Origin of the sequence: Streptococcus sp. OH4692_COT-348, from assembly GCF_003859975.1 — a bacterium.
Taxonomy (GTDB): Bacteria; Bacillota; Bacilli; order Lactobacillales; family Streptococcaceae; genus Streptococcus.
This window is the reverse complement of record NZ_RQZB01000003.1, coordinates 122737-138810: the sequence shown is the minus strand read 5'-3', so window position 1 is coordinate 138810 and position 16074 is coordinate 122737. Positions and strand designations below refer to the sequence as shown.

Annotated in this window: 19 protein-coding genes and 1 pseudogene; 2 read left to right on the top strand and 18 right to left on the bottom strand. The window is 41.6% G+C overall.

Features of this window, described 5'->3' with window-relative positions:
* The 18 genes and pseudogenes from EII37_RS02590 to EII37_RS02505 all read right to left on the bottom strand — a co-directional run bounded on the left by EII37_RS02590 (window position 1) and on the right by EII37_RS02505 (window position 13822).
* Window positions 1-693: a methionine ABC transporter permease gene (locus EII37_RS02590; protein WP_124787505.1), complete on the bottom strand. Its 693-nt coding sequence runs from the start codon at window positions 691-693 to the stop codon at window positions 1-3.
* Between the two features lies 1 nt (window position 694).
* A complete protein-coding gene (locus EII37_RS02585) occupies window positions 695-1756 on the bottom strand; it encodes a methionine ABC transporter ATP-binding protein (RefSeq protein ID WP_124787504.1) in 1062 nt (353 codons plus the stop codon).
* Entirely contained in the window at window positions 1749-3122 is a 1374-nt protein-coding gene (locus EII37_RS02580; protein ID WP_124787503.1) for a M20/M25/M40 family metallo-hydrolase, read from the bottom strand. The genes EII37_RS02585 and EII37_RS02580 overlap by 8 nt, the downstream gene beginning before the upstream one ends.
* A 96-nt stretch (window positions 3123-3218) precedes the next feature.
* A complete protein-coding gene (locus EII37_RS02575; protein ID WP_124787502.1) occupies window positions 3219-4073 on the bottom strand; it encodes a MetQ/NlpA family ABC transporter substrate-binding protein in 855 nt (284 codons plus the stop codon).
* A 153-nt stretch (window positions 4074-4226) separates the two neighbouring features.
* Window positions 4227-5057, bottom strand: coding sequence for an amino acid ABC transporter substrate-binding protein (locus EII37_RS02570; protein ID WP_124787501.1), 831 nt, complete (start codon window positions 5055-5057; stop codon window positions 4227-4229).
* Between the two features lie 201 nt (window positions 5058-5258).
* Window positions 5259-5582 carry an AzlD domain-containing protein gene (locus EII37_RS02560; protein WP_124787500.1) on the bottom strand — a complete coding sequence of 108 codons (324 nt, stop codon included), beginning with the start codon at window positions 5580-5582 and terminating at the stop codon, window positions 5259-5261.
* Window positions 5572-6267, bottom strand: coding sequence for an AzlC family ABC transporter permease (locus tag EII37_RS02555; protein WP_000659743.1), 696 nt, complete (start codon window positions 6265-6267; stop codon window positions 5572-5574). Before EII37_RS02555 ends, EII37_RS02560 begins: the two co-directional genes overlap by 11 nt.
* Before the next feature lie 240 nt (window positions 6268-6507).
* Window positions 6508-7020 (bottom strand): HdeD family acid-resistance protein, encoded by a 513-nt coding sequence (locus tag EII37_RS02550; protein ID WP_124787499.1) that lies wholly within the window; start codon window positions 7018-7020, stop codon window positions 6508-6510.
* Complete coding sequence (locus EII37_RS11325) at window positions 7020-7193, bottom strand: hypothetical protein (RefSeq protein WP_228111531.1); 174 nt, start codon at window positions 7191-7193, stop codon at window positions 7020-7022. The genes EII37_RS02550 and EII37_RS11325 overlap by 1 nt, the downstream gene beginning before the upstream one ends.
* A 64-nt stretch (window positions 7194-7257) precedes the next feature.
* Window positions 7258-7650: a TetR/AcrR family transcriptional regulator gene (locus EII37_RS11320; protein WP_257617117.1), complete on the bottom strand. Its 393-nt coding sequence runs from the start codon at window positions 7648-7650 to the stop codon at window positions 7258-7260.
* Between the two features lie 198 nt (window positions 7651-7848).
* Window positions 7849-9075 (bottom strand): MFS transporter, encoded by a 1227-nt coding sequence (locus EII37_RS02540; RefSeq protein WP_004254988.1) that lies wholly within the window; start codon window positions 9073-9075, stop codon window positions 7849-7851.
* A 121-nt stretch (window positions 9076-9196) separates the two neighbouring features.
* The gene (locus tag EII37_RS02535) at window positions 9197-9481 is read right to left on the bottom strand and encodes a bacteriocin immunity protein (protein ID WP_004254985.1); all 285 of its coding nucleotides are present in this window, start codon (window positions 9479-9481) and stop codon (window positions 9197-9199) included.
* A 230-nt stretch (window positions 9482-9711) separates the two neighbouring features.
* A complete protein-coding gene (locus EII37_RS02530; RefSeq protein ID WP_020901821.1) occupies window positions 9712-10575 on the bottom strand; it encodes an Rgg/GadR/MutR family transcriptional regulator in 864 nt (287 codons plus the stop codon).
* 103 nt (window positions 10576-10678) lie between these two features.
* Window positions 10679-11689 carry a tRNA (adenosine(37)-N6)-threonylcarbamoyltransferase complex transferase subunit TsaD gene (tsaD, locus tag EII37_RS02525; protein WP_124787498.1) on the bottom strand — a complete coding sequence of 337 codons (1011 nt, stop codon included), beginning with the start codon at window positions 11687-11689 and terminating at the stop codon, window positions 10679-10681.
* Window positions 11679-12116 (bottom strand): ribosomal protein S18-alanine N-acetyltransferase, encoded by a 438-nt coding sequence (gene rimI / locus EII37_RS02520; RefSeq protein WP_124787497.1) that lies wholly within the window; start codon window positions 12114-12116, stop codon window positions 11679-11681. Before rimI ends, tsaD begins: the two co-directional genes overlap by 11 nt.
* Window positions 12113-12796 (bottom strand): tRNA (adenosine(37)-N6)-threonylcarbamoyltransferase complex dimerization subunit type 1 TsaB, encoded by a 684-nt coding sequence (gene tsaB / locus EII37_RS02515; RefSeq protein ID WP_124787496.1) that lies wholly within the window; start codon window positions 12794-12796, stop codon window positions 12113-12115. Before tsaB ends, rimI begins: the two co-directional genes overlap by 4 nt.
* Window positions 12797-12900: 104 nt before the next feature.
* A pseudogene (locus EII37_RS11315) lies at window positions 12901-13115 on the bottom strand (hypothetical protein).
* Window positions 13116-13606: 491 nt separating this feature from the next.
* Window positions 13607-13822: a hypothetical protein gene (locus EII37_RS02505; RefSeq protein WP_124787495.1), complete on the bottom strand. Its 216-nt coding sequence runs from the start codon at window positions 13820-13822 to the stop codon at window positions 13607-13609.
* A gap of 279 nt (window positions 13823-14101) precedes the next feature.
* On the opposite strand from EII37_RS02505, the gene EII37_RS02500 reads away from it, so the two are divergent.
* Together EII37_RS02500 and rnjA are read left to right on the top strand one after the other, a co-directional pair.
* Window positions 14102-14335: a DNA-dependent RNA polymerase subunit epsilon gene (locus tag EII37_RS02500; RefSeq protein ID WP_000639572.1), complete on the top strand. Its 234-nt coding sequence runs from the start codon at window positions 14102-14104 to the stop codon at window positions 14333-14335.
* Window position 14336: 1 nt separating this feature from the next.
* Window positions 14337-16016 (top strand): ribonuclease J1, encoded by a 1680-nt coding sequence (gene rnjA / locus EII37_RS02495; protein ID WP_045612411.1) that lies wholly within the window; start codon window positions 14337-14339, stop codon window positions 16014-16016.
* The last annotated feature ends 58 nt before the right edge of the window (window positions 16017-16074 follow it).

The following is a 16074-nucleotide window of genomic DNA, read 5'->3' as shown; positions in this document are numbered from 1 at the left end:
TTATTTATGGCTCAATTTTTTGGTCAAGAAATCTCCCAAGAATTGGATTACAAAAATAATCAAAATGATAATGATGGTTGCCAAGATGGTCACATCGTGATTGTAGCGATTAAATCCATAAGCGATGGCTACGTTACCGATACCACCAGCTCCAACCGCACCGGCCATAGCTGTTTCCCCAACAAGGGAAATCAAGGTCACAGTTGTCACACGGATCAAATCTGGAAGACCTTCTGATAGGTAAACACCTACAATATCCCAGAATGTCGCTCCGCTCGCTTGAGCCGCCTCAATGACACCGCCATCCAGTTCAGCCAAGACAACCTGCACCTGACGGGCAAAGAAGGCAAATACTGCAAAAGATAACGGTACGATAGCCGCGTTTGGTCCGATACTTGTCCCTACGATTAGGTGTGAAAAGGGGGACAAAACTGCCAAGAGAATGATAAATGGAACCGCACGGAAAATAGAAGTAATCTTGTCTAGAATCCAGAAAACGACCTTATTCTCTAAAACACCACCTGGTGCTGTCAAGACAAGGAAAAGTCCTGCAACAAGCCCCAAGAACCCTCCGATAATGAAGGAAAGAACTGTCATATAAAGGGTTAGATATATGGCTGTTCCCCAGCCAGCCTGACCAGCCCAGCCCATTTTATAGACATTTGGCAAATAGGTTTGAATAAATGATTCCATCTTACTGTCCTCCCTTCAATACTTTTAGTTGTACGCCTGCTTGACGAATGGCTTCTTGGGCACCTGCTAGCGCTGCTTTTTCACCCGACAAGACCACAACCAACTCTCCAACAGGAGTCCCATCGAGGATTTCGATATTCCCATATAGGATATTAGCCGTTACTTGATAATGCTTGTATAGCTCATTCAAAAGTGGCTCGTCTGTTGAAGCCCCTGCATACTTGAGTTGCACCAAAAGGCTGTTTTCAGACAAATGTTCCACGATTTCTTGCCTCTCGATTTTAACCATAGCTTCATCAATACCTGTCGCTGTTGAGATAAAGTCTTGGGTCAAAGGTTGTTTAGGGTCTGAGAAGATTTCAAGGACACTTCCCTCTTCAATCAAATGCCCATCCTGCATGACTGCCACACGGTTGGCAATGTCTTTGACAATCTGCATTTCATGCGTAATCAAGACAACAGTTAAGCCTAATTTTTGGTTCAAATCTTGCAACAAGGCCAAAATCTGCTTGGTGGTCTTAGGATCAAGGGCAGAAGTTGACTCATCTGAAATCAAGATTTTTGGATCATTTGCCAAGGCACGCGCAATGGCCACACGCTGTTTTTGCCCTCCAGATAGCTGTGAAGGATAGTTTTCAGCACGATCTGCCAAGCCAACCAAATCCAACAACTTGGCTACTTTAGCTTTCTTTTCTTCCTTGCTGAGTCCAGAGTGTTTGAGGGCAAAGGCTACATTCTCCTCTGCCGTCTTTTGACTCATGAGGTTAAAATGCTGGAAAATCATTCCAATATCCTGACGTTTACGACGCAACTGCTCTGCCGTCAAGGTCACCTTGCCATCAAAAATCACATCGTCGTCAATGGTAATTTTCCCTGCAGATGGTTTTTGCAAGAGGTTAATAACCCGTACAAGGGTTGATTTTCCTGCTCCAGAATATCCAACGATTCCGTAGATATCCCCTTCTTGGATGTGAATGGTCACATCCTTGACCGCTGTGATGGTTCTCTTCTTTTGATGAAAAGTCACATCGATCTGATCTAACTTGATAATATCTCTACTCATAGCTTCTAATCAGCTCCTCTACTAATTCAATATGGGTATAGTAATCGGCGATTCGCACGTTCTCATCTCCACCGTGGTCTCGACTATTGGCATTTCCTAGACCGAAGGCCACCATTGGTACCTCTAGGGCATCAAAGACCGTATGCATAGGCCCTGTCCCCGCTGTCGTCGGCAAGACTGAGACGCCCTGTGGATAGAATTTCTTGGCCAACTCGATTACGTTGAGAATGGCTGGCGCGCTCATATCGCTTCGATAGCTCATTTCTCCCAAGGTATAGTATAATTCTACCTTATCAAAGCCATTTTTGTCTAGCTGTTTCCGAATTTTTTCCAGAACATCATGCGGTTCTAGACCAGGAACCAAACGAACCTCTAGCTTAGCGCTGGCTTCTGCAGGCAAAATCGTTTTGACTCCTTGTCCTTGATAACCTGACTGGATCCCTTCGATATTAAGAGCTGGCTCGAAAAAGAATCGTTTTAGAAAGGCTGCGCGGTCCTCTTGTAAGAGAGGCAATTCCAAACCATAAATCTGGCTGATTTCTCCTGGATTTCGTTGGGCGTAAGTGTCCACCAAGGCCAATTCTCGTTCATTTGGTTCTTGAACTTCTTCGTACAAGCCTTCAACCAAGATACGGCCATCTGCAGCTCGAAGAGACTGTAAGGCTTGAAGGAGGTACCAGGGAGCTGATTCCACAACCCCACCATAACTCGAATGGATATCGACATCAGCGCTTTTTACCTTGGCATCAAAGGTCACAATCCCCTTATTTCCACCAGAAATTTCTAGCTGTTCCAAGGCATTTTTGGTCCCTTGTTCCCAGACCAATAAATCCGCACCACGGAGTTTATCCGCATGTTTTTCCAAATACTTATCCAGATCTGTCGAAGCCGATTCCTCCGCACCCTCCATGATAAAGCTGATATTGACAGGCAAATCATCATGGTGCTGCATATATTTTCTCAAAGCACTCAAACGAGCCGTGATATGACCCTTGTCGTCGTCAACCCCACGCCCATACATAAAGCCATTGCGGACTGAAAGAGTAAAAGGATCTTCTGTCCACACCTGATCCCCATCCGCTGGCACAGTGTCATAGTGGTTATAGAAAATCAGGGTCTTGGCATCTGGACGCGAACTCTTGAAATGCGCCATGACAAAGGGCGCCGTATAGCTCTCATCAATCTCCACTTCAGCCCCAACACGTTTGAAAATCTCACCCAGATAATTTGCGACTTCTTTGAGACCCACCTGCTGGGCAAAGACTGATTTCTTAGAAATCAAGGTACGCAAAACCTCAAAATAATGCTGGGCTACATGATCCTTTTCAAATTTTTCAATTTGTTCTTGTTCGCTAGGAAAAACCATATTCTCTCTACCTTTCTATGAACTACTCTTCCTGACAATCCATGCTCTATACAAAAGCAAGAGGTGGAATTTTCTCTCCCACCTCCCTATTTCTTATTACCAAACTGGTTGATCCAAACCGTCTGATGTTTCTTCGATAACTTTTTTCACTTCATCTGTATGGTAAGCTGCAACAACTTTCTTGATAGCATCAGCCTTAGGTGATGATTCCCAGTCTTTTTTCGCAACAATGATGTTGTACCATTGTTTTGAGTTTTCATCAGCTTGTTCTTTGAAGAGTGCTTTCTTGTAGTCCAATTTTGCTTCTGTAACGAAGGTATTGTTTACAACAGCAGCGTCAACTGATGACAATGAACGAGCAGTTTGGCTAGCGTCCAATTCAGTGATTTTCAAGTTCTTTGGATTTTCTTTGATGTTGGCAACTGTTGCAAGAGCAGTTCCTGAAACATCCAATTTAATCAAGCCAGCTGATTGAAGCAAGTAAAGCGCACGGCTTTCGTTTGTAGCATCGTTCGGTACAGAGATTTCTCCGTTTGCTGGGATGTCTTCTACTTTAGTGTACTTGTTGTCACTTCCATTCAAACCTGAGTAAAGGCGGATTGGAGAGATGTAAGTCTCTGCAATGGCTACAAGGTCTTTTCCGTTTTCTTTGTTCCAGTTGTTCAAGAAGTTATAGTGTTGGAAAGCGTTCAAATCTACTTCGCCATCAGCAGTTGCCTTGTTTGGTTGTGAGTAGTCTGTGAACTCTGTAAATTCCAAGGTAATGCCATCTTTTTTAACCAATTCTTGGATTTTGTCCCAACGTTTTTCTTCAGAACCGCTACGGTTAACCGTTGCGATTTTGATAGTTGTTGCATTGTCTGCTTTCTTTTCTGAGTTTCCGCAAGCTGCAAGAGCCAAACCTGCGACTGTAGCAAGGGCTGCTACACCAAGCCATTTTTTGATTTTCATGATTCTTTCTCCTTAAAAATAATACCGTACTAGTATCTCACAATTTGTTTTATTTCACAAATTGTTATTATGTAGTCAGATATATAGTTTAAAACTATATCCCTAAAGACTCAGAAATCACCCATCTGAATCAGAATGGATGACTTCAAATAATTATTTAATATCAGCTTCTGCTGGTAGGTAAGTGTCTCCGAAGAATTGTTTTGACAATTTTTCAAGAGTTCCGTCTTTGTAGAGTTCTTTGATGCGTTTGTCTACAAATGTTTTCAACTCATCTTGACCTTTAGCAAGAAGTGGGTAAACGTACGGTTGTTGGTCACTTGGAAGTTCGATAACTTTCAAGTTGTCCAAACCTTGGTTCTTGATGACTGTTTCAACACCGATTTTATCAAAAATCTTGTAGTCAAATTGGCCATCGCTCAAGCGTCCCATGATTTGTTGGAAGTCTGCTCTAGTGTAGTTAAGGACAGTTGGATTATCCGCATGTTCTGTGTTGTATGCTTCCAATTGTTTAGCTGAGGTTGTTCCTTGAACGACTTCAGTAGATTTTCCACCGATATCATCAAGAGACTTGATGCTAGTGTCGTCTTTTTTCACTACAAGAACGTTAGGGTTTTTAGCAGTTGGCGCTGCGTAGAGGTATTTCTCTGCACGTTCTTTGGTATAACTGAGGTTGTTAACGGCCATTTGGTAACGATCGCTATCAAGTCCTGGGAAAATCCCTGACCACTCTGTCTTTTCAAACTTGACAGTATACTTGTCTGAGTCTTTAAAGATAGCACGAATAAGCTCAATCTCGTAACCTGTCAATTCACCATTTTCTTCATAGATAAATGGTTTTGGTGATCCGTTAGTTGCTACGATGATTTCTTTCTTGCTAGCTGCTTCTCCTTCTTTCTTAGCACCACCTGAGCAAGCTGCTAGCACACCTGCAGCAACAAGCCCTAGGGCAGCAAGAGATGAGTATTTAACGATTTTTTTCATGTCATTTCCTCCAAAATAGAATACCTTATTATCTTATCAGAAAAAAAGTAATTATGCCATTATATGATATTTATCTCTGTGATAAGTTTTCTTTATGGCTGATTTATACTCTCAAAGAGCAAACTAGGAAGCTAGCCGCAAGCTGTACTTGAGTACGGTAAGGCGACGCTGACGTGGTTTGAATTTGATTTTCGAAGAGTATTAAAAGATCAAACGCAAGACTGCAATTAAGACCACTCCAAAGAGAACCGTTCCGACTAGATTACGGTAGCGAAAGGCTACCCAAGCCGTCGAAAATACTGCTAAGAAGTCCAGCCATTTGATTTGAGGAAGGCTGCCAACCTTACCTGTCACTACGCTTGAAAGAATCAAGGCAAAGATAATAGAAACGGGCAAGAACTTCAAAAAACGCTCAACAATCGCAGGTAAACCCTTATACTTGACCAAGATAAAAGGAATCATACGGGGAATCCACGTCACCAAGCCAGAGAAAATAACTGCTAATAAAAGATACTTACTGACCATCTAAAACCACCCCCATTGTACAACCAAGTAACGTCGCAAACAGAACAGCTAATGACTGAGACACCACTGTCAAGAGTAAAAAGAAGGACACCGCAACAACTGCTAGGATAATGAGCAGATTGCGGACAGGAATCCGTCTTTGCATAATCTGGAATTGCGAAGCAAAAATTCCGATGAACATCCCAACAAGAGCAAAATCTAAACCAAAGATTTCTGGATTTGGCAGCAGACCACCCAGAGCCGTTCCGACAACTGTTCCCACAAACCAAGCCACATAGCTGTTGAGATTGTTTCCGTGCATCCACATAGGATTGACCTTGTCTGTATGGGCTAACTCGCCCATCAAAACGCCATAAGTCTCATCCGTCAAGAGACTAGACATACCGATATTTTGCCAGAGACTGGTATGACGGAAATAGGTTGACGCATGCAAACTCAACAAAAAGAGACGCAAATTAATCAAAAAGACCGTCATAGCAATAGCTGCCACAGGTGCTTGAACCGCAATCAGTGCCAACATGGCAAACTGGGCACTCCCAGCATAAACAAAGAGGCTCATCAAGCCCATCTCAACAGGTGTCACATAGGGCGCACCAATAATCCCACAGGCCAAGCCAATACTGACATAACCAAGGGCCGTTGGCATGGCCGCCTGCGCCCCCTCCCAAAATCCTTTTTCTTTCATCTTTCTCCTCATATTGTCTTAATAATACTCAATGAAAATCAAAGAGCAAACTAGAAAGCTGGCCACAGGTTGCTCAAAACATTGTTTTGAGGTTGCAGATAGAAGCTGACGCAGTTTGAAGAGATTTTCGAAGAGTATAAGTAGGCTGAAAAGGCTCCAGCCATAGCATGGACTATTATAACACATTCAGGAAAGAGAAAAAAGTCTGCTGATTGTAATCAGACAGACTCCATTTTATTCTTATTTAATCTTGAAGAATTGAACAATTGCCACAATACCTTGATAAATAAAGACAAAGGCAATGGTGTAACTAATATAGAGACCGGTCATCAATGGGTGTCCCATCATGATTAAACCTGCTACGATTCCTAAAATCCCCATCCAAACTAGAGGGGTACCTACCGATTTATCCGTCTTACGAACCTTGAAACCAACGATAGTTTTTGTAATACCATTTGTCAAGGCCCATAAAGAAATGATAAATGGTACAAATGTTACCATTTCAATAAAGCTACCTGAGAACAAGGTAAGAGCGAGGATGAGGGTAACAATTCCTCCAAATAAATTCCAGCCATGCTTTTCTTCTGATTTGAAGTATTGTACAATCTCAGAAATCCCTTGAACTGCAAATACAAGTGCAAACCAGAAAGTCATGGAAGCCAAGCTAATAAGAGGATGTGCAAATATATTAAAACCTACAAAAACTGCAAAAATACCCGCAATTAGTAACAACCATTTCCAAATTTTCGACATTATTTTTCTCCTTTTTTAGAGGAATCTTCCTCTAGTATTCCATAAATCATCATATCCAAAACCTGTGATAATTGATGTTCATATCCTGAAACCAAGTCAGGCAAACTGCTATCTGACGAAACAGTTAAATAATAGGAACGAAACATATCTTGAATCAATCGCAGATAGTCCATAGCTCGTTTCTCATCAATATGCTCTTTCAGTTTGGATTCTGATATAAGTTTTTGACAAACTTGTTCATTCAAGTCCAAAAAGATAGCTTTTGGATTCTGATATAAGTTTTTGACAAACTTGTTCATTCAAGTCCAAAAAGATAGCTTTCTGTGGTGCAATGTCTGCTTCCAATTCTTCTGGTGTCGCAATCATTGCCTCAAAGAAAATGTGGCTATGTTCTGGGTATTGCTGATAAAATTGGTGACGTCTTTCCATATAATCAGCTAAGGAGGGCACTTGACCTTCCACCCCCAGAAACACTGCCAAAGCTTTCTCAAAACTCTCCTGAAAACAAGTTAGATAGAGGTCTGATTTCCCTGAAAAATTATGATACAAAACTCCTTTGGAAATACCATCCACTTTACAAAGTTCATTGATGACAAAACCTTGATAGCCTTTTGTAGCAAATTCAAACAAAGCAGCGGTAATGATTTTCTCTCTTCGTAGTCTTGTTTTTTTCTTCTTTTCTCATGTATTTATCTCTACATTTTTTAATTATAAACCGATTGGTCTGAAATGTCAAGCAACTTTCTCAAAAATTTAACAGTCTGCTGATTGTAGCCATCATAAACAGACTGGAATCCAGTCTCAAACATATAATATACACATTCTTCGCTAAATGTTTTCACGGATATTCAAGAGTATGATAAAGGCAGCTAGAAGAAATAGCAATAAAACAAAGCTAACTGCCAGAGTTCCAAAGCTAGTAGCAATGGTTACCAAAGCTATTGTAAATAAGCTAGGTAAAACAACTGTAATGGCACCGATAGAGGATTGAACTGCTCCCATTGACTCCTCAGGTATTTGTTTAAAAATGAGTTCCTGTAATCGAGGAGAGAGGATACCTGCGAAAAAGGCATCCAAGGCACTAAAGATAAGAATCCAGTCAAAACGAACTGCCACAAAGCCAACTAAAAGGAGTAATTGGATAATAAGCGAGGCATATAGGGCTAGTTTTATGGAGATTGTATTCTTCAGATAGCCACTCACAAGGCTTCCGACAATAAGGGCTGACAATTCAAGGGTGGATAACAAGGCAAGAGATTGACCTGTTTGTAAATTCAAAAAGGGCTGATTCCTCAAAAACAGAGTAGAAACAGGAACTGTAACATTTATCACTGCTTGACTAATAGAGATAATAAACAAAACCAAGAGCACCTTATTCATATTCCATATCAATTTTGATGATTGGAGCAGATGCTGGCAAAAGGATTTTACAGAGAGTCCTTCTTGATAGCTAATCGTTTTTTCTACTTTCAAGAGGTCTGTTTTTATGAAAAGAATACCTAAAAATGCGATTAAAAAGGTCAGAGCATTCAGTAAGGAAATAGACTGGATAGATAGAATACCTAGTAAGACTCCTCCTAGAATATTACTGATTGTTTTCACTAAACTAACAGTTGACTGTTTAAATCCAATAGCTTCTGCCAGATGGTCTTGCCCAATAATTCTAATGAAAATCGGAGTGAGCATGGCGCCTGAAAAATAACTCAATGTGTCAGATAAGAGGTTAATCAGACAAATAAATGCTACTAATAACAAGGAAAAGGACTGCCCTGAAAGTGATAAAGAAACGATAGAGTAAAGCAAAAATTTTGCAAAACTAATCATTGTATATTTTAGGACACGATGATGTTGAAAATCCGCCAAAACTCCCAGAAAGATTTGCAGAACTTGAGGAAGGGTTTCTGAAATCGTGATCAGTAAAATCGCCAAAGGGGCAAAAGATGCATCTGCCACATAATTCAAAAAGGCCAGATAAAAAATCGTATCCCCAACCGTTGAAATCCACTGGTTGATGGTTAATTGCCTAAAATTTCTATTTTGAAGAAATACTTTCATCACAACTCCTTTTAAAGTTCCAGTGTATAGAAAACAAGACTTGGTTTAATATTGAACTCCAAGCCTTGCTCATATTCAGATTCATCCATTATATGATGTTCATGCCGTATTTTATAATAAATCATATCTTAAAAATACCAGACCACACTATTCCCTGCTTGTATTTAGCTTCTTTCTTTTGGACAAATTTTGCTAAATCCAACAACTCTGTCGGCGGTTCACCTTTAAAGCTCAACAATTCTTTAGAGACGGCAAAAGAAAGACGTACAGCTAACAAATCTTCATTAGTACTAGAGAACTGTTTTGCTGTTTCCAGCAATTGCTTCCTAAATTCTTCCGTCAAGCTAATTTCTTTATTATTGTATAGGGAATGAATTAACATTTGTAACTGACTTTGCTTTTCCATCGTTTACCTCATTTTATCTAGGACGCCAAGTTTCACTTTTAGTCCAGCCATTTACAGTATGCTCATAATTAAACATATACTGTACGAATTCCCATCTATAAACCACTTCTGCGACTTAGGATCTGCTTGAAGTGCTTTACAAGGATAGTATAACACGAAAATTAGCTTATTTTAGAAAATCGCATATTTGATATTTTTTCTTATAGAAATTTCAGATTTGCAATTGTTGACTACTCAATAAGTTCTTTGTATTGCTTCAAACGCAATTCGAAGAGGGCTAGCAATTGTGGATTTTCTAATACTTGCAGAGATTGGATAAATCTTTCAATCTCTTTTTGATTGCTTCCTTTGGTTTGAAGGAAAATCTTCATTTTCTTTAAAAACTGCCACAATACTTTTTCAAAAACATCGTATGGACGAAGCATGCTCTCTAGCTCAGCTTCAAAAATTGGGATATAAGAGAAAAGTTTACGCTCCATGAGTTCTGATATAATATTCAGAAATCCACTTTTCATATACAATCGATTATGTACCAACTCTTTAAATTCCCTAGATTTCTCAATTAAAGCGGTCGATAAAAATATCAAATCTTGATTGCTCAAGAAGGGCATGGTATTGCAAAAGAGATAGAGTTCAAACCAGGTCCAAGACTCAATAGCATAGAGATAGATAGTCAAAAACTCGCTATCTTCTTTTACTAATGGATAGTTCTTATTTAAGGAATGGAGTGCGTTTTTAATTACAATGGCATTCAAACGACGATAGGTCTCTGCCATCTGTTCTTGCTCGACTTCCTCCAACAGTTGCTCTAAACCAGCTATATCTTGGTGGGCAAAGCGATCCACAACCTTTCTACCAATCTGCATATGTAGGGATTCTTGATAATTGTTTAGCTTATGACCAAACTCATCAAAATTCATATTGATCCCTTGGATGGCTAGGATCAACTTATCCGCAGATAGCATAGACTGCCCTAGTTCAAACTTGGACAACTGAGAGGCTGTTAGACCAGCACAAGCCACATCTGACTGCTTGAGCTTTCTCGCCAAACGTAATTCCTTGTAAAATTCTCCCAACTCCATTCTCTCAATCATCTCACCACCTCCTATTCTGTATATATTATATCATTATTTACAATTATTTGTCAAAATATTCTGACATTTAAGAGGGCAAAAAAGCCAGCCTTAAGCTGACTCCTTATTCCATAGTATCAAAAGCAAGACTTGGTTTGGCATTGAGATCCAAGCTTGCAAAATTTTCTTTGTTCCACTCGCTGACGCTGGCATAGGCAATCATACCTGCATTGTCTCCGCAAAGACGCAGAGGTGGAATGATGACCTTGACATCTGTGATTTCGGCCGCTAGGCGTTCTCTGAGACCTTTATTGGCTGCCACACCGCCTGCCACGACAAGGGTTTTAACAGGATATTTCTCCAAAGCCTTCTTAGTTTTAGCCATAAGAATATCCATAACTGCCGCTTGGAAGGACGCACACAAGTCCGCTGTAGACAAGCTTTCTCCCTTTTGCTCGGCATTATGGTGAAGATTGATAAAGGCAGATTTCAAACCTGAGAATGAAAACTCCAGATTATCTTCCTTAATCATGGCACGAGGGAAATCATAAATATCCTGCCCCTGATGAGCTAGCTCGTCAATCTCACGACCGGCAGGATAGGTCAAGCCCATGACACGGCCAACCTTATCATAGGCCTCACCAACCGCGTCATCTCGCGTTTCCCCAACAATCTTGTAGTCACCAGCCTCAGAAACATAAACCAACTCTGTGTGTCCACCGCTGACCAAGAGGGCCAGCAAGGGAAACTCCAAAGGCTCCACGCTCTGAGCTGCCATGAGGTGACCAGCCATGTGGTTAACAGGGATCAGTGGAAGTCCATGTGCCCAAGCAAAGGCCTTAGCAGCTGACAAGCCAACTAGCAAGGCTCCGACCAAGCCCGGTCCATAGGTAACCGCCACAGCTGTCACGTCCTCTTCGGTAATCCTTGCTTCTGCTAGTGCCTCCTCGATACAGGCTGTAATGACCTCGACATGGTGACGACTGGCTACTTCAGGCACTACGCCCCCAAAACGTTTGTGACTCTCAATTTGACTAGCAATGACATTGGACAAGAGCTCATCATCATTTTTCAAGACGGCGACACTGGTCTCATCACAGGATGTTTCAAATGCTAAAATATATCTATCCTTCATCTATTTCTCTCTTCATGATAATGGCGTCCTCAACTGGGTCACGGTAGTAGGCCTTTCGCTCAGCGATGACTGCCATCTTTTCTTTCTTGTAAAATGCTTGCGCTCGATGATTTGACTTTCTGACTTCGAGGAAAATTTCCCTGTCTGTCGGCAATTGAGCAAACAAGGCTGACGCAATTCCCTGACCCTGATAGGCTCCTTTAACAGCGATTTGCAGGACTTCTGCCTCGAAGATATTTTCCTGCACAGCTAGAAAGCCAATCACTTCTGCCCCATCATAAGCCAGAGCATACCAAGTCTGGTCTTGGGACAAATCTGCTTGGATTTGTTCCAGCGTCCAAGGACTGACTGAGTAAACATCCACCATGACAGCGTAGATGGTTTGAGCCAGGTCAGGCTGTTTTTGGATTCGTTTGATTTCTATCATAGACGTTTAATATAAGACTCACCAGACTCGGTGTGGTTCTTGAGCCAGTTTTCCTCAGCCTCAACACGTTTGAGGTAGTTCGGCACAAAATCATGCAAGGAGTCTGCTTCCTTGTCCCAATCCAAAAGAGCAAGATTGGCTGCATTAGGCAAGGTTTCTTTGTAATTAGTCCTTGGCAAGTGTTCTTGAATCTGCTCCACAAAGGGGGCAACTTCTCCGACAAAGGTTACCTGACTAGCACCCTTGATTAGCTCAATCACTCGCTCAAAGGGCAGGTGCGCTTCTGGCATGACAGGTTTAGCATTTTCATAAAATCCTGCATAAACATTGTTGCGACGCGCATCCATCAAGGGGACGAACAAGCCTTCTTGTTGGTAGGGCACCAGAGCCAAGAGGCTAGACATACCAACTAACTCAATGTTCAGGGTATGAGCCAGCGTCTTGGCAGTGGCTACCGCAATTCGCAAACCTGTGTAGCTACCTGGCCCTTCCGCCACCACGATTCGGTCCAAGTCCTTGGGCGTCCAATCCAAACTTGCCATCAAAAAATCGATGGCAGGCATGAGGGTAATACTGTGATTTTTCTTGATATTAATCGTCGTCTCGGCAAGAATCTGCTTGTCCTCTAAAATAGCGAGAGAAAGAGCCTTGCTAGACGTATCAAAAGCTAATACTTTCATAACACATTCCTATCTTTTTATCTGCTTACTATTATACTACAAAAGCTAGCACATGGGAATTTTCTTTATCCCTAAACAAAAAAGCCCCAGCATAAGCAGGGCATCTAAGCATTTAAATCAAAGTAGAAAACGAGCCAGATAACATAGCTTACAAGGAGTAGAAAAATTGAATAGAGCATCACAAAAGCAAGCTTCCAAAGGAATTTTTTTTGCGGTGTCCCAGATGCACAAACAGGCCATTCCCCCCATAGACACAAGCTACAAAGACTATAAACACCAAGAGGCCAACCCCTATCGCAAATTCAAACAAACTAAGCATTCTTAATCCTCTTTTTGGTATTCCTATTTTTATATAAACTGTTGACTATGTTGGTCTATCAATGTTAAAATGTAATTCAACACTGGTAGGAAAATCAGGTTGAGTCTTTGACTCTTCGGGTTGTAGTGCTATCCCTGAAACTTTGGTTTCTAAAGAACTGAAATTGCGATTGAACAATTCGCCCCCAGTGTTTGACGGCTCTTGACTTCGGTCAGGAGCTTTTTGATGCTTTTAAAGTTGATTCCCTCAGTAAGTTATAGTAAAATGTAAATATTGAGAGGATAACGTAGGGCGACTGGTAACAGAGCGTTCAAAGGTACCAACTTCTGGTACGAGTGTGGGACTGCCCTCAGCTTTGAGCTGTAAAAACCCCATATGTAGATACATCCTCTCTTTTTTGTTGCTCTAGATTTGAAATTGCCTCTTGAGCTAAATCAAGAGCTTTTCTCTCTTTGCCCCCAAACAAAAATGTCCCAGCATGAGCAGAGCATCTAAGCATTTAATCCAAAGTAAAATACAAACCAAACGACATAGGTTACGAGGAGGAGAAAAAGCGAGTAGAGAGTCACAAAGGTAATCTTCCACAAGAGCTTGCTTTGTCGTCGTTCCAGTTTGGCAAATAGAAGATTCCCCGCATAAACGCAAGCAACAAAAACAATAAAAGCTACCAAGCGAACTCCGATAGCAAAAGAAAATAAGTTATACATAGGGCAGCCTCCTTGACTTAAAATCTATATGGAATTATGACAAGCGATAAAAATCATTTCCATTATCAAAATAACATATTTTCTTTGTTTTTGCAAACGCTTACCTTTGAGTGCTTATATGACTTTCTCGTTTCCGTCTTTTACTAATCTTTCATTTTGTGGTATAATTGAAATAATTGTAACGAATCAAGGTCAATCTAGACACAAAATGGAATGAAATCAAGCAAATCTCTGCTAAAAGTTTGGAATAAGCTGACCTGTAAAATAGAAAGGAACTATATGATTTACAAAGTTTTTTATCAAGAAACAAAAGAACGTAGCCCACGTCGTGAAACAACACGCGCACTTTACCTAGACATCGATGCCAGCTCAGAACTCGAGGGCCGTATCGCCGCTCGCCAACTTGTCGAAGAAAATCGCCCAGAGTACAATATCGAGTATATCGAACTCTTGTCTGACAAATTGCTAGATTACGAAAAAGAAACTGGCGCCTTCGAAATCACGGAGTTCTAATATGGCCTATACTCTTAAACCTGAAGAAGTTGGCGTTTTTGCCATCGGTGGTCTGGGAGAAATCGGGAAAAACACTTACGGAATTGAATACCAAGATGAGATTATCATCGTCGATGCTGGGATTAAATTCCCAGAAGATGACTTGCTTGGTATCGACTATGTCATTCCTGACTACTCTTACATCGTGGACAATATCGACCGCGTCAAGGCTGTTTTGATTACACACGGACACGAGGACCACATCGGTGGGATTCCATTCCTTCTCAAGCAAGCAAATGTCCCTATCTACGCTGGACCGCTTGCCTTGGCTTTGATCCGTGGAAAACTCGAAGAACACGGCCTCTTGCGCAACGCCAAACTTTACGAAATCAACCACAATACTGAGTTGACCTTTAAAAATCTCAAGGCAACTTTCTTTAGAACGACTCACTCTATTCCAGAGCCTTTGGGGATTGTCATTCATACTCCTCAAGGGAAAATTGTCTGTACGGGTGACTTCAAGTTTGACTTAACACCAGTTGGTGAACCTGCGGACTTGCACCGTATGGCAGCTCTTGGTGAAGAAGGTGTACTCTGTCTCCTGTCTGACTCGACAAATGCAGAAATTCCAACCTTTACCAACTCTGAAAAAGTCGTTGGCCAGTCCATCATGAAGATTATTCAAGGCATAGAGGGACGTATCATCTTTGCATCCTTTGCCTCAAATATCTTCCGTCTCCAACAAGCAACAGAAGCTGCTGTTAAGACTGGACGTAAGATCGCTGTCTTTGGTCGTTCGATGGAAAAGGCCATTGTCAACGGAATTGAGCTTGGCTACATCAAAGCTCCTAAGGGAACCTTTATCGAGCCAAATGAAATCAAAGACTACCCTGCAGGAGAAATTCTGATCCTCTGTACAGGTAGTCAGGGTGAACCTATGGCAGCCCTCTCTCGTATCGCCAACGGAACCCACCGTCAGGTGCAACTCCAACCCGGTGATACCGTTATCTTCTCTTCTAGCCCAATCCCTGGAAACACTACTAGCGTCAACAAGCTGATTAACATCATTTCAGAAGCTGGTGTTGAAGTTATCCACGGTAAGGTTAACAATATCCATACATCTGGACACGGTGGCCAGCAAGAGCAAAAACTCATGCTCCGCTTGATTAAGCCAAAATACTTCATGCCTGTCCACGGTGAATACCGCATGCAAAAAGTCCACGCTGGACTTGCGGTGGATACTGGTGTTGAGAAGGACAATATCTTTATCATGAGTAATGGAGATGTCCTTGCCCTAACCGCAGACTCTGCCCGTATCGCAGGCCATTTCAACGCTCAAGATATCTATGTCGATGGAAATCGTATCGGTGAAATCGGCGCAGCTGTCCTCAAAGATCGTCGTGATCTATCTGAAGACGGTGTCGTTCTGGCAGTCGCAACTGTTGACTTCAAATCGCAGATGATTCTGTCTGGTCCAGACATCCTAAGCCGAGGCTTTGTCTACATGAGAGAGTCTGGAGACTTGATTCGCCAAAGCCAGCGCATTCTCTTCAATGCCATTCGTATCGCTCTGAAAAATAAGGATGCTAGCGTTCAATCAGTCAATGGTGCCATTGTCAACGCTATTCGCCCCTTCCTTTATGAAAATACAGAACGTGAACCGATTATCATCCCAATGATCCTCACACCAGACGAAGAATAAATCACAAAACAGCCCCGATTTTTCGGAGCTGTTTTTCTCTATACTTTCTTTTGAGATT